The organism is Nostoc sp. DedVER02, assembly GCF_034530675.2.
Classification (GTDB): Bacteria; Cyanobacteriota; Cyanobacteriia; order Cyanobacteriales; family Nostocaceae; genus Nostoc.
Genome location: NZ_JAVRCP020000027.1, coordinates 9552 through 23237 on the forward strand (window position 1 = coordinate 9552; position 13686 = coordinate 23237).

At 41.5% G+C, this 13686-nt stretch carries 14 protein-coding genes; 9 read left to right on the top strand and 5 right to left on the bottom strand.

Annotated features, from left to right (window positions below):
- Positions 1-1069: FecR domain-containing protein (locus RMZ41_RS22935; RefSeq protein ID WP_409875809.1), on the bottom strand; the 1069-nt coding region annotated here is incomplete at its 3' end.
- A 598-nt stretch (positions 1070-1667) separates the two neighbouring features.
- Between RMZ41_RS22935 and RMZ41_RS22940 the strand changes: the two genes are divergently transcribed.
- Positions 1668-2972, top strand: a complete 1305-nt coding sequence (locus RMZ41_RS22940) for a hypothetical protein (protein ID WP_322644770.1) — start codon at positions 1668-1670, stop codon at positions 2970-2972.
- A gap of 500 nt (positions 2973-3472) precedes the next feature.
- On the opposite strand, the gene RMZ41_RS22945 is transcribed toward RMZ41_RS22940, so the two are convergent.
- Positions 3473-3793, bottom strand: a complete 321-nt coding sequence (locus RMZ41_RS22945; protein WP_322644769.1) for a YkvA family protein — start codon at positions 3791-3793, stop codon at positions 3473-3475.
- Positions 3794-4079: 286 nt separating this feature from the next.
- Between RMZ41_RS22945 and RMZ41_RS22950 the strand changes: the two genes are divergently transcribed.
- The 3 genes from RMZ41_RS22950 (at position 4080) to RMZ41_RS22960 (ending at position 6228) form a co-directional block, all read left to right on the top strand.
- The gene (locus tag RMZ41_RS22950) at positions 4080-4808 is read left to right on the top strand and encodes a MotA/TolQ/ExbB proton channel family protein (RefSeq protein ID WP_322644768.1); all 729 of its coding nucleotides are present in this window, start codon (positions 4080-4082) and stop codon (positions 4806-4808) included.
- A gap of 41 nt (positions 4809-4849) precedes the next feature.
- Positions 4850-5530, top strand: coding sequence for an ExbD/TolR family protein (locus tag RMZ41_RS22955; protein WP_322644767.1), 681 nt, complete (start codon positions 4850-4852; stop codon positions 5528-5530).
- A 335-nt stretch (positions 5531-5865) separates the two neighbouring features.
- A complete protein-coding gene (locus RMZ41_RS22960; RefSeq protein ID WP_289798955.1) occupies positions 5866-6228 on the top strand; it encodes a phage holin family protein in 363 nt (120 codons plus the stop codon).
- Between the two features lie 104 nt (positions 6229-6332).
- Here the strand turns inward: RMZ41_RS22960 and psb29 are convergent, their stop codons facing one another.
- Positions 6333-7040 carry a photosystem II biogenesis protein Psp29 gene (psb29, locus tag RMZ41_RS22965; protein WP_322644766.1) on the bottom strand — a complete coding sequence of 236 codons (708 nt, stop codon included), beginning with the start codon at positions 7038-7040 and terminating at the stop codon, positions 6333-6335.
- 203 nt (positions 7041-7243) lie between these two features.
- Here psb29 and RMZ41_RS22970 point away from each other — a divergent pair, with 203 nt between their 5' ends.
- Entirely contained in the window at positions 7244-7846 is a 603-nt protein-coding gene (locus tag RMZ41_RS22970; RefSeq protein ID WP_322644765.1) for a chromophore lyase CpcT/CpeT, read from the top strand.
- A gap of 55 nt (positions 7847-7901) precedes the next feature.
- On the opposite strand, the gene RMZ41_RS22975 is transcribed toward RMZ41_RS22970, so the two are convergent.
- A complete protein-coding gene (locus tag RMZ41_RS22975) occupies positions 7902-8270 on the bottom strand; it encodes an STAS domain-containing protein (RefSeq protein ID WP_012411454.1) in 369 nt (122 codons plus the stop codon).
- Between the two features lie 276 nt (positions 8271-8546).
- Positions 8547-9587, bottom strand: coding sequence for an oxygen-dependent coproporphyrinogen oxidase (hemF, locus tag RMZ41_RS22980; protein ID WP_322644764.1), 1041 nt, complete (start codon positions 9585-9587; stop codon positions 8547-8549).
- A gap of 312 nt (positions 9588-9899) precedes the next feature.
- Between hemF and RMZ41_RS22985 the strand changes: the two genes are divergently transcribed.
- The 4 genes from RMZ41_RS22985 to RMZ41_RS23000 all read left to right on the top strand — a co-directional run bounded on the left by RMZ41_RS22985 (position 9900) and on the right by RMZ41_RS23000 (position 13583).
- Entirely contained in the window at positions 9900-10424 is a 525-nt protein-coding gene (locus RMZ41_RS22985; RefSeq protein WP_322644763.1) for an SRPBCC family protein, read from the top strand.
- 235 nt (positions 10425-10659) lie between these two features.
- On the top strand, positions 10660-11730 hold the full coding sequence (locus tag RMZ41_RS22990) for an Mrp/NBP35 family ATP-binding protein (RefSeq protein ID WP_322644762.1): 1071 nt from the start codon (positions 10660-10662) through the stop codon (positions 11728-11730).
- Positions 11731-11955: 225 nt separating this feature from the next.
- A complete protein-coding gene (gene rodA / locus RMZ41_RS22995; RefSeq protein WP_322644761.1) occupies positions 11956-13269 on the top strand; it encodes a rod shape-determining protein RodA in 1314 nt (437 codons plus the stop codon).
- Between the two features lie 116 nt (positions 13270-13385).
- Complete coding sequence (locus tag RMZ41_RS23000) at positions 13386-13583, top strand: NAD(P)H dehydrogenase subunit NdhS (RefSeq protein ID WP_322644760.1); 198 nt, start codon at positions 13386-13388, stop codon at positions 13581-13583.
- The last annotated feature ends 103 nt before the right edge of the window (positions 13584-13686 follow it).

A 13686-nucleotide genomic window follows, 5' to 3' on the forward strand; every position in this document is an offset into this window, starting at 1 on the left:
CACCGCCTGTCGGTTCTGGAGTAGTTGTCCCCGACCCACCGCCTGTCGGTTCTGGAGTAGTTGTCCCCGACCCACCGCCTGTTGATTGAACTGAGGGATTTTGAGGTGTTGTTAGGGTTCTATTAAAATCAACACCTACCTTATTATTTTGAGTGTTTACATTGTTATTACCATTTATCACAGATTGCCGCTTAGTATTTGACAGGACTTGCCCTATGTCCTGAAAGGAATTTAATGGAGAATCATCTGTAATGGCTTCTACAGGGGAATTGTCTGTAATAATGTCGTTGGTGGAAGAAGTTGAAGGACTAGTGGTTAGCTTTACAAAAGATGGGTTTTCAACTACTCCCTCGCCGATAATTGGCGACTGTGCATTCAAAGCCGCAGCAGTTTCAGCTTGAACGCTTGCGATCGCTGGGTCTGCTGTAGGTGTAAGATTTTGTCTAGTTAAATCAAGCCCCCGAACCATATCGCTCGTTTCATAAAAATTTCTCAAATCAAAATCGTATAAACCCTGAAATTTGCCTTTCACTATAACCATCATCTGTCCTGCTTGCAGCACCTGACTTTGAGAAGCTTCCTTATTAAAAACTTCAATGCCGCTATTTGTCAGCGCACCCACAATTGTGGTGTCAGTTTGTTTGTTGTAGCGGACAAATAATGCTGAACCACGAATTGCTGCTGCTGCACTTGGCGTTTGTATACGTGTTTGCCCCCTTCCAGGTGGGATAAGCAGCAATGCGGTTCCATTTGACAATCTAAAACTACGAGTTTTTGGTAAAAATTGAAATATGGCCTGTTCCCCAACTCGTGCTAAAGAACCATCGTTAAAGCGCAAGTCTGCTAGGGAAGCTCGACCAGTTGACAACCCATCCCCAGGAGTCATTGCATCTGATTTGCGTGCAGGACGCTTTTTATGTCTATCTTTGGGTATAAGTTGTACTATGTTGCGGAGGCTTTGAATCTCCGCTCGCGTTAGAGGTGTTATGGCACTTACCCTATTTGACAAAGGTAGTACCATAATTCCCCATAGACTAATCACTAATAATGGAAATGATTTATAAAACATAGTTGGATAATTTGTGAACTTCAACTAGTATCAAAAAACTTCAATATTTAAGTTCTGCTCATTTTTATAGGAAAGTTTTCTTAGTTAAACTTTTTGAGTTTTTATTTTAAATCAAGTACATAAAAATTAATAAATGAACTACACAATACACTATATGTTTAATTTATTTAAGTTTTTCTTCCGAAACATTTTAATCAGAATCGGAATCAGCAGCTACAGCATTATCAATGATATGGGAAAAAAGTTTTTATAAATCTATCTATGAAATGACTGAATGGCTGTATCTCATTAAAGGTGAGCATAAATTATATCGAAAGATTCTAGATTATTTTTGAAAAAGTGGGAGAAAATCTGAAAAACGGCAATTTCCGTTTGTAGTTTTAGTATATACCTACAAAGCTAGAATAGATGCATTCAATTGTAGGGGGCTTGCAGAAAATCAATTATCCCAAATTATCTGCATATTTGTAAGGGTGCAAGGCATTGCGCCCCTAGAATGGGATATTTTTTAACTGGAAGTCCCTATATTCTGAATCTAAAATCCTGATTTAGCTTGTATGTCTACATTTGCCAAACGCGATTGACGCGATCTAACTAGATGCGATTCAAGAACTGGAAAAATTTATTTTTTTGTATTTTGTTAACGTCCAATGGTGGAAGCTGGTGTTGCATTAGAGTAGATGCGGCAGAATCTGTAAATACAGAGATTTGGCGTTATAAAAATTTAGCAAGCACACAGGTAACTTATCAAGTGTGTCAAAAGTTGCAGAAAGAGGTAACTAACTCTTTGTGTAAGCAGTCCAGTGCATCGCATCTTTTATACTTACAAATGCCGTTAAATCTGGCACAGCAACCACCCGAAACAACTCAAGTCCAAGACCCAACCGAAGAACTTGGGGATACTCAAAAGCAAAATGACCCACCACAGCTAGAATCGCAACCAAGTGTTTTGCCTACATCTCCTTCAGATTCAAAAGAGGAATTATTAAATGCACCTAATATAAATTATTCCCAAAGGCTAGAGAGGCTAACACGACTGCTACGATCGCCAAAATCACCGACTGAGTCTAATAGCGATCGCGAATTAGGATTGCGTGTGCGGTTAAGACCCCTAGAACAACCTCCTCTTCCACCGACACCCCAACCCCTACCTGTACCTAAGTCGAAACCCATAGGCTATCTACAGGGCCGTGTTGGTTATTTCCAGACAACTAATATTTTTTCCTCAGATGATAATCCTATAGAAGATGGTTTAATTATTTCTGGACTGACGCTAGCCTCTGCATATTTCCCTTTAGGATCTAAGACTTATTTAAACGGCTCAATTGATGGCAATCTCATTCGTTATATAAATCAGTCACAATACCATTACAACCAGGTAAGATTTAATCTCAGTATTTACCAGCAGCTATCCCAACGAATGTACGGTGAACTCAGTTGGAGTAATCAACAGTTATTTTATGCAAACAACAGCGATCGCTTGAATAGCTTCAAAGCAGGCGATCGCTTTTTAAATGAGAATTCTCTGCAACTATCTTTGGGACGGCGAGATCCTTTAACTTCAAAATTAACGTTAGATAGCTTCTACGAGTTAAGTGTAAATTTTGCTGACCCCCAAAGTCGCGATCGGATAATTAATTCCTTTTGGGTGTCTCTGAACTACTATTTGCAAAAGCCTCTCCAGGTTGGTATTAACTACCAGATGAACTTATCGGACTTTACACAGCGCGATCGAGAAGACGAATTTCATCGGCTGTTCGGGCACTTAAATTACCGAATATCCGATACTGCTAATATGAATATACAGGCTGGGGTAAGTTTAGGTAGTTCAACCGTCGAAAACATTGATTTTGATGGCTGGTTCTTCAGTATTAATTACAATTTGCAATTAGGTCGGTTTTGAAATTTGTGATTTGTCAAAAATGAATACACATTTCCAAAAAAAAGCAAAATATTTTAAATAGTTATTTAAAGGAGAATTAAGAAGTCAGAATGGGCTAAACGCCCTGCTACCGCTAACAAGGCTCAGAATTCATCAGTCGGGGATTCGGACTCGTTAACGCTGCGCTATCCGCTTTTTCGGTCAAAGATTAATTCTGAATTCTGACTCCTAACTCTTCAATTCTGTTCGATAAATTACCATATTTCTGCTTAGTTGGGCTTGAATCATACTTTTTCATCCCCTGCTTGTGGGCTTACATCCAATACGGTTTGGATAAGCACAATGAACTTTCCTTCTGGTCTGGGAAATGGTTTTGGGGTAAGGGGTAAAGGATGTATTTAAAACCTTTCACCTTTCCCCTTTCCCCTTTAACCGAACCGTATCGGGCTTACATCTGCATTTTTTTTATATATAAAAAATATCCCCTACCTCAGATTCCAAAAGCAGGGGTTTTGTTAAAACTACTTAACCGAAACAGCATCAACATCAATAGTGCTTGCAGCAGTAGTAGAAGTCTCAGTAGTATTAACTGCTTCAGCTTCAGTTCCTACATCACCCTTACGAGCTTTCCAGCCCTCAATTACTAGCCCAGACACCTCACTAACCAGGAGAGTCAAAAGGAAAACATCATCAACCTGTCCGATTATGGGGAAAACGTCAGGAAGAAAATCAACTGGGCTGACCAAATAAACTAATGTTCCTAAAACTACCCACCAACGATACTTGGGGTTACGAAGCAAATTGCCATACCAGGTGTAAAGTGATTGGATTGAAAATTTCATATTTTGAACCTCCAGTTATCTTTAATTTTGACAAATTATGCTAAAAACTCCCGGTGGGAATAACCGTCCTAGTTAGTCTGGTAGACGCTACTCGTCATTTCTTACCAAATACCTGCTTTGTAATTTTGTACAAAAGTCTGGTATTGCAAGAGTTTTATTGTGCTTATACCGACTTTTTAAGTTTTCGATAAATTTATATTTTGGAAGTCCCTCATTTTGCATTAATCTCTAGAATTAAAATGCTTTAGCACATTTGCTCTAGTCGTGGAGGGAGGAAACTTAAACAGTGGATATTTTAGATTTGTTTTATAAGGGCGGGCCAGCGATGTGGCCTTTGCTTATTCTGTCGATTCTATCTTTGAGTGTCATTTTTGAGCGCCTGTGGTTCTGGGTGCGAATTTTGACTCAGGAAAAGCAAATAGTAGATCGCATTCTGGATGCAGCCCAGGATAATTGGCAAGCAGCTGCGGATATTGCAAGAGGTGCAAGCCATCAACCTGTCGGGCGTTTTCTCTACGCACCCTTACGTTTCCCAAAAACTGATGCGGAAACCTTTCGACTAGCACTTGAGGCTACAGCCGAAGATGAATTGGCTGGAATGCGGCGGGGCGAAAAACTTTTAGAAGCCGTGATTGCGCTCGCCCCGCTTCTGGGATTATTAGGTACAGTTTTAGGTCTAATCCATTCTCTGCGCTCAATTCGGATTGGTGATTTGGGAACTGAATCTACCGCCGGAGTGACTACTGGTATTGGGGAATCCTTAATTAGTACGGCAACTGGGCTAATAGTTGCCATTATTAGTTTGGTATTTTACCGCCTATTTCAAAGTTTTGTAGTTAACCAAGTCAAAGTTTTTCGGAAGGCAGGGAATGAGATGGAATTGCTCTACCGCCAGTCCCCCCCTGATTTTAGTAATAGTACATCAGCAATTGTACGGGAAAATTTTACTCCACCCCGCAAGCCAGGAAAGACTAGGTTGCCTGAACCTCCTGAACCACCGAGTCTACCTAATTAGTCTATAATTCAACCCCCAAATCAGGCGTTTAAATTGAGAAAATGAAAGTTAATCTACATACCCCAATTGAAGAAGTCCAAATTCAAATCATCCCTTTAATTGATGTTGTTTTTTGTATCCTGACATTTTTTTTGTTAGCGGCATTACAATTTACGCGACAACAAGCAATAAATGTTGATTTGCCCAAAGCCAGTCCCAGTACAGTATCTGGAATAACATCCCAGAGTGGAAGTTTGATTGTAACTATCGATGCTGTTGGCAACACTTATATCGAAAAACAGGCTGTAAAACGGGACGATTTGGGAGCAAGGTTAAAACAGTATCTCCAAGCAAATCCCAGTGCTGTTGTGGTGCTAAATGCTTCGCGGACAGCAACTTACAATGATGTGATTGAGACATTAGATTTGCTACGGCAAGTAGGAGGCGATCGCGTTTCTTTAGGAATTATTCCTGGCCCATCTCAACCACCCATTAACTCACTCAATCAGCCGAATATTCCCTCTTTGCCAATTAATCCTAGTACAGCACCATTTCCAGGCATCAATCCTGAAGGCAATCTTAGCCCTAAATTTCCCTTAGCACCTAATTCCGCACCCTTACCTGGCGTAAGTCAGCCTCCAAGCGGGCAAGGTATCAGTCCTATCAATCCTGGCATTTCTAACCCACCAGCATCACAAGCGCCTGTAGCACCGAAACAAACCCAACCTCCTCTTAAAAGATGAAATAGGGATCGTGGGGCATGGGGCATTGCTTATTTCTCCCGTGCCTCTCCCTTCAAACCTTTTCCTAAACCTAAAGATATCTAGAATAAATCTCGGCTAGAGAAAAAAAACCTGCTAATTTACAAATAATTGGTTGAGCTTTAAAGATTTCCCATTGTATAAACTAAGTAATTTCTCACCAATTACCATCCACATTTCATACCAAATTGGGGAAGGATGTTTTGTTTAACTAGATGGGTTAACAGATTGGAAAACGCTTGGAACAAGCATTTTTCACTGTGTCATAATTACGAATTACGAATTACGAATTACGAATTAATATCAGGGGTTGTGGCATGAATATCGTTACGCTTTTAATTGTTTGGGTAGTAACAGCTATCAGCCTGTTGATAATTAGTAAATTACCTTTAGGAGTTGAAATTGATACTCCTGGGAAAGCTTTTCTTTCTGCCGCAGTGCTTGGTATTGTGACGGCAATAGTCAGACCGATTTTAAGCCTCATTTTTGCAGTCCCAAATTTACTTACACTGGACTTACTATCCGGCATTTTTACATTTATGATTGCCGTGGTTTGTTTTAGTATTGCTGCTTGGTTAGTAGAAGGCTTTCGCTTACGTTACGGGATTTGGAGTGCTGTTATTGGAGCATTTACGCTGACTATAATTAACAGCTTGATCTACAAAATATTGGGCGTTTAAAATCAATAGTAAGGAGTGAGGAATTAGGAGTTATTAACAACTCATCACTCCTAACTCCTAACTCCTGTACAGACGCGATTAATCGTGTCTCTAGCATTTCCTAACTATTCGTTGGAACTTGGGGGAGCAACGGGTGTGCTTGATTGTTGTTTGCGTTGTTCGCGTTTTTTGCGATCGGCTGAGAGCATATCTGCCATCACCACTAGCGCTTGCGCCATTTTCTCTAGGTTAGAACGGTATAACTCCAAATCCTTGTTGAGTTTGTCATCAGATATATGCAAGCCGGCAGCGATCGCTTTTAGCGCCTCAGTGAGTTGCTTTTGATCTTTGACTAATTCAGGATCTGACTGTTCCAATAACGAAAATAAACCAATTGCGAACAAACGGTTGTATTTAAAGTTAGGATTATTGGCGATCGCTTGCAGTTGTGCTTGCAAGTCAGTATCTCGATCTAAGTAAGTAGTTTGGCCTAGCCACCCAATTAAATCTTTAACTGGCAAGCCTTTAGCTACAGCTTGCAATCTTTCAGCATCCTGCCGATAGTGTTGCGGATCTTGTTCTATAGCCCGACATAGGGCGTTAAAAATTGATTCTTGATCCCTTTCTGGTTGATAGCCTTGCATGAAGCGGTCAAAAGTAGTGACGACGCCCAAGGCATAAATTGGATTGTAGCTAAAATCGATATTTACTGACAGTAGATGCATTTCTACCATCAACTCTTCTACCACCCGACGATAAATAGTGTTAATCGGACGGGTGTGAAGATTGTAAAAAGTTCTTTTTGTATCAGAGACAGTACGGACGTTATTCACAAAGAAAATGTTAAGGGCGACGTATCTTTATTTTCTCGCTTAAAGGCTACTTTGCCAAGTTGAGCTTTTGACTGGTGACGGTTTCATTTACAATATAAAAAATCACAAGTATTTTATAAGCTAGTAGCCATAGGGGATTAAGACCCTTTTTTCTAAAAAACTAGCCAAAAATATTTATCCTTAATGATTTATTTATCGCATTTATGAACTTTTCGCCACAGTTAATTGCTTTAGGTGAGTACCTAGCTGGTGAATTTGATAATCAAGAACAAGCTATAGGAGAACCTATTTGGTATGTCCATCTCCGAATGTGGCAAAGACCAATTAATCTTTTTACAGAAGATAGCATTACCCTGTTCGCTGAACAAGCTAACGCGCTCAACCTAGATAAACCTTACCGCCAAAGAATTATGCGGTTGCGTCAGGGCAACAATGACAAATCTTTGGAAGTACAATATTATATGCCTCAAGATCCAGATGTATTAAGAGGCGCAGGCAATAACCCTACTCTACTGAACACACTGACACCCGAACAATTAGATTTACTACCAGGTTGTATCCTAACAGTAACTCAGGAAACACTAGCTGGCGATCGCTATAAGTTCACCGCCACTCCACAACCAGAGACTCTTTGCAGCTTTACTTATCTTGGCAATAGCATCTATGTTTCCTTGGGGTTTGAAACCACTGCGACAGCATTTCACAGCTACGACAAAGGAATCGACCCAGCAACTGGAAAAGCAACTTGGGGAGCGATTATGGGCCCTTATCGCTACACCAAGCGGAATCAGTATTCAATAAGATAAAGTTATGATTCATTAGTTACGAGTTATGAAGTTTCAATTAACTCCTAACTCTTTTTTAGCTAGCGATGCTACGAGGTACACCTTCTAAAGCTTCCTCTTCTGTTTCAAAGATTTCAAAGACAGTATCCATCATCGTCACTTCAAACACGAGTTTGGCTTCTGGATGTACATTACAGATACGGAAACTGCCCTTGACTTTATCAGCATCACGCATTCCCGCTACCAAAGACGTAAGACCAGAACTATCAATAAAATTTACCTGAGCCAAATTTACAACTACATGGCGGCTGAGTTTGGAAATACACTCTTGTAATTTCAGGCGAAATTGCCAAGCAGTGGTAATGTCGAGGCGACCTGCTGGTGTCAGGACAATAACGGTGTTTCCGTCTTGGGTTGTATAAGTTTTTTGGTCTATATGAATCACTAAAGCCCTCCCCTTGGCATTTATCTTAAGATTAGCTAGTTACAGAATTCTCTAATGCTGTCACTCGAGATTAACAAGCTATAGCTAAAATTGTCACCTTTTTCTGCTAAGTGCTTAACTTTAGTAGTTTAACTTACTAAACAAATACTGAGTAGCAATTTAAAGTGGAGAGTGGGGGAGATGAGGATGAGGGAGATAGGGAAGAATTCCTAACTCAGCACTCAGCACTCATTACTCAGCACTCATTACTCATTACTCAGCACTCATTACTCAGCACTATTTGGGTGTCCAGTTGATCCAATCTTGAGGCTTAAGGAAGGTTTCATACAACTCAGCTTCGGGGGAATTGGGTTCTGGTTGATAGCCGTATTCCCAGCGCACTAAGGGCGGTAGGGACATGAGAATTGATTCGGTGCGCCCGTTGGTTTGTAGTCCAAAAATGGTGCCTCGGTCGTAAACTAAATTAAATTCTACATACCGTCCCCGGCGATAGAGTTGAAAATTCCGTTGGCGATCGCCATACTCCATCCCATGCCGCCGTTCTACAATTGGTACGTAGGCTGGTAAAAATGATCTGCCACAGTCTTGGACAAAGGCAAACAAATCTTCCCAATTACGGGTTGCTGGTATTCCTACCTGATTGCTATGAATAGCCGCTTCCCCATTGGGATTTGGCCCCCGATATAAAGCACCTTGACCATCTTGGTAATCAAAAAACAGACCACCTACGCCCCGTGTCTCATCACGATGCTTGAGGTAAAAATATTCATCACACCACGGCTTAAATACAGAGTAATAGTCTGGGTGGTGTCTGTCACAAGCCTGTTTTAATGTTTTATGTAAATGTGCGGCATCTTCAGCAAAGGGGTAATAAGGTGTCAAGTCAAGACCACCACCGAACCACCACACTGGCCCTGCTTCAAAGTAGCGATAATTTAGATGAACTGTAGGTACATAAGGATTGTGAGGATGTAACACCATTGAAGTTCCCGTGGCATAAAAGCCATGACCTGCGGCTTCAGGGCGTTGGGTTAAAATTGAGGCTGGCAAATGGGAACCCCAAACTTCAGAAAAGTTTACACCTGCTTGTTCAAATATTCTACCTTCTCGCAGCACGCGCGATCGCCCTCCGCCTCCTTCAGGGCGTTCCCAACTATCTTCATTAAACTTAGCCACACCATCTAGTTTTGCCAATGATTCGGCAATTTCGTCTTGCAGTTGTTTCATAAACTGACTGACTCTAATCTGAGCGTCAGGTGCTGGCAAAGACTTGGATGATTCTGCTGCTACAGTTGGTGTTTGCGAGTTGGTCAACATAGATTCCCGAACCTAAATTACAATTTATTTCCAGAAAGCCACAAATTTCTTATTTTAGAATTTGGGGGAAACACGTGCCAACAATCAAGTTCTATTTGCATAACCCGCTTTTTTCTTACTGGTTAAACATTTATACGATTGATAGGCATCACTAGAGTTATTTTCCCTCAAATGCGTATAGGCTTGTATATTGACTGAGTTTTTTTTGTTAATTTTTACTATTTCGCTCATTTGGTATTTCAGGAACTGAACGTAGTTGCACACGATACCAGAGTTACCAGAAAGTGTCTAGAGAGGGGGAGGATTAGGAAAATGCAAGATTGGTTATCCAAATTCATCCACCGCAAACGTCGTCGGTTTTGCGCTTCTCTGGTGCGGACGTATCGAGAAATTAGCTCTGCTTCTGTAGATGAATTGTGGCAAAAAGTCGCTGACTTAACAGATGTTTCCTGGCATCCATTACTTAAAAGTACTAATGTACCCTACGGATTAGTACCCAAACCAGGATTAATTTTTCACGCAGTAACACGTTTTTCGCCGATTCCTATCCGTATTTTTGTTGAGCGCGTCAATCCTAGAGAGATGCTGACTATCCGAGTGCTAGCGATTCCGGGGATAGAAGAACGAGTGACTTATCAAGTAGAGTCAACGGTTTGTGGTACTTGTTTGTCTTATTCTGTAACCCTACGGGGTTGGTTCTCGCCTCTGATTTGGTCTTTATCCCGTCCTTATGCAGACCGCGTAGCACGAGCTTTAGTAGAAGCAGCCGAAAAGACGGCATTACCAACGGTATCTGGTAAGAAAAAATCCATTAATGATAGTTGTTTTGATTTTTAGGTAAGGGATAAGAGAGACAAGGAGACAAGGAGAATAACTATACCCAATTCCCAATGCCCAATTCCCAATGCCCAAACAAAGTTAAGATTCTATTAGGTAATAATGCTATTTACTAAGTTTTATTACGGCATTGACAGTGAAAACACTAAGCTGACCTTACTCAAGAAAGTATCGAGTTAATAGCTAAGATGTTCGCCACAAGTGTATCTATTCATTAATTGAATTTTAAATTTTTATGTACGATGTCCTTGATTCTCGCTCAGTCTTAGAAATTTTGCGCCCTGTGGAAGATCCAGAACTCCGCAAAAGTCTGGTGGAACTGAATATGATTCGTAACGTCAAAATTGACGATGGGAAAGTGAGTTTCACTTTGGTGTTGACAACTCCTGCTTGTCCTTTACGTGAATTTATCGTTGAAGATTGTCAAAAAGCTGTCAAAAAGCTACCAGGTGTTACAGATGTCAGCATAGAAGTAACCGCAGAAACACCGCAACAAAAAAGTTTGCCAGACCGTACTGGTATTTCTGGTGTCAAAAATATTATTGCTGTTTCCAGTGGCAAAGGTGGCGTTGGTAAAAGTACGGTAGCAGTGAATGTAGCAGTGGCTCTAGCCCAAACTGGGGCGAAAGTCGGCTTGTTAGATGCTGATATTTACGGCCCCAATGATCCGACGATGCTGGGTCTAGCCGATGCCCAAATTGTAGTGCGTTCTACTGAAACAGGTGAAATCTTGGAACCTGCTTTTAATCACGGTGTCAAATTAGTTTCAATGGGCTTTTTGATTGACCGAGATCAACCAGTAATTTGGCGGGGGCCTATGCTCAATGGCGTAATTCGCCAATTTCTCTATCAAGTGCAGTGGGGAGAACTAGATTATTTGATTGTAGATATGCCACCGGGAACTGGAGATGCTCAGTTAACTTTAACTCAAGCAGTGCCGATGGCAGGGGCGGTAATTGTCACCACACCGCAAAATGTAGCGTTGTTAGATTCTCGCAAGGGATTGCGGATGTTCCAGCAGATGAATGTCCCGGTATTGGGAATCGTGGAAAATATGAGCTATTTTATCCCTCCCGATCAACCAGATAGGCAGTATGACATCTTTGGTTCGGGTGGAGGCTCCAAAACTGCTGCCGAATTGGAAGTGCCACTTTTAGGGTGCGTACCGCTAGAGATTTCCACACGAGTTGGCGGTGACAGTGGTGTGCCGATAGTTGTTGGCGATCCAGATTCAGCTTCAGCAAAAGCATTGACAGCGATCGCTCTTACCATTGCTGGTAAAGTATCAGTTGCTGCATTGACATAATTAATTTTAATTTCTATCTGCTTCCTGGGCTATGTCTTGGGAATACTAAAGATTGATTGGGAATGGGGAATGGGGAATGGGGCAGGGAGCAGGGGAGCAGGGGAGCAGGGGAGCAAGGAGAATAACTATTCCCAATGCCCAATGTCCCATTCCCAATCCCCAATCCCCAATCCCCAATTCCCAATCCCCAATCTCCAACACTAAAAAAAAGTCTAAATTGGCACAATGTTATTAAAACGATCGCTCCCCAAAATTCGCTGGAAGTCTTGGGTTAAGCCCTGGCAGAATGTAGATTGGCTACTATTTTGTTTGCCTGTTGCTGTGAGTATCTTTGGTGGACTCATGATCCTCAGCACGGAACTGAAGCAGCCAGTAACTGATTGGTGGTGGCACTGGATGGTAGCGGGTATTGGTGTACTTATAGCCCTGTTTTTATCTCGCATCCGCTACGAACTTTTGATGCAGTGGCACTGGGTAACATACTCACTTACGAATTTCAGCTTAGTCGCTGTGATGATTGCTGGTACTAGCGCTAAAGGGGCACAGAGGTGGATTAGTATTGCCGGCTTTAACGTGCAACCCTCAGAATTTGCCAAAGTTGGCATGATTATCACCTTAGCAGCGTTGTTACACAGACGTACTGCTTCTAGCCTTGAAGGTGTTTTCCGGGTTCTGGCAATTACCGCTATACCTTGGGGATTAGTGTTTTTGCAACCAGATTTAGCAACATCACTGGTATTTGGTGCGATCGTCTTAGGAATGCTTTACTGGGCAAATGCTAACCCAGGCTGGTTAATTCTGCTAATATCTCCTGTCGTTGCTGCCATTTTGTTTAGTATTTCTTGGCCTTTATCAGAGCCGATAGTTTTATTCAAAGAACTATCTTTTGGGCCATTAGGAATAGTTTGGTCGTTTGCGATGGCGATTTTGGGCTGGCAAACTCTGCCTTGGCGTAGATTTGGTTGTGGTGCAATCGGTGCGTGGACTCTCAATATACTGGGTGGTGAATTAGGAGTTTTCGCTTGGAACCATATTTTAAAACCCTATCAAAAAGCTCGGCTAACTGTATTCATGGATCCCGATCACGATCCACTCGGTGCTGGGTATCACTTAATTCAATCTCGTATTGCCATTGGTGCTGGTGAAATTTGGGGATGGGGTTTATTTAAGGGGCCAATGACACAACTGAATTTCGTACCCGAACAGCATACAGACTTTATTTTCTCCGCAGTCGGGGAAGAATTCGGTTTTGTTGGTTGTTTGGTAGTGCTGTTTGTCTTTTGCTTAATTTGCCTCCGTCTGCTGCATGTTGCCCAAACCGCCAAAGATAACTTTGGTTCCTTGTTGGCTATTGGGGTTTTATCCATGATCGTGTTTCAAGTTATTGTGAACGTTGGTATGACTGTAGGTTTAGCGCCTGTGGCAGGAATTCCCCTACCTTGGATGAGTTATGGGCGTTCTGCTATGCTGACTAACTTCATTTCCTTGGGAATAGTAGAATCGGTAGCAAATTTTCGCCAAAAGCAGAAGTATTATTGATTCGTCAGTTGTCATTAGTCATTTGTCAGTTGTCCTTTGCTAATAACCAATGACCAATGACAAATGACTATTAACAAGTATTAAGCTATTAAAAGGAAACAAACGAGGCTAAAAATATGATTCTGCCTGGAGCAACTGTTCGCGTCAAGAATCCCGCAGATACCTATTATCGTTACGAAGGACTCGTGCAACGGGTGAGTGATGGCAAAATAGCCGTATTATTTGAAGGTGGTAACTGGGATAAATTAGTTACCTTTCGTCTAAGCGAATTGGAACTCATAGAAACCATAGCCGGACGGAAAAAAGCCAAATAAGATTAGTCATTAGTCATTTGTCCTTTGTCATTTGGCAAAAACTAATACTTATCTTCTTAGGCTGCGCCAGAGGCAAAGCTTAGTACAAGTGACTAATGACCAA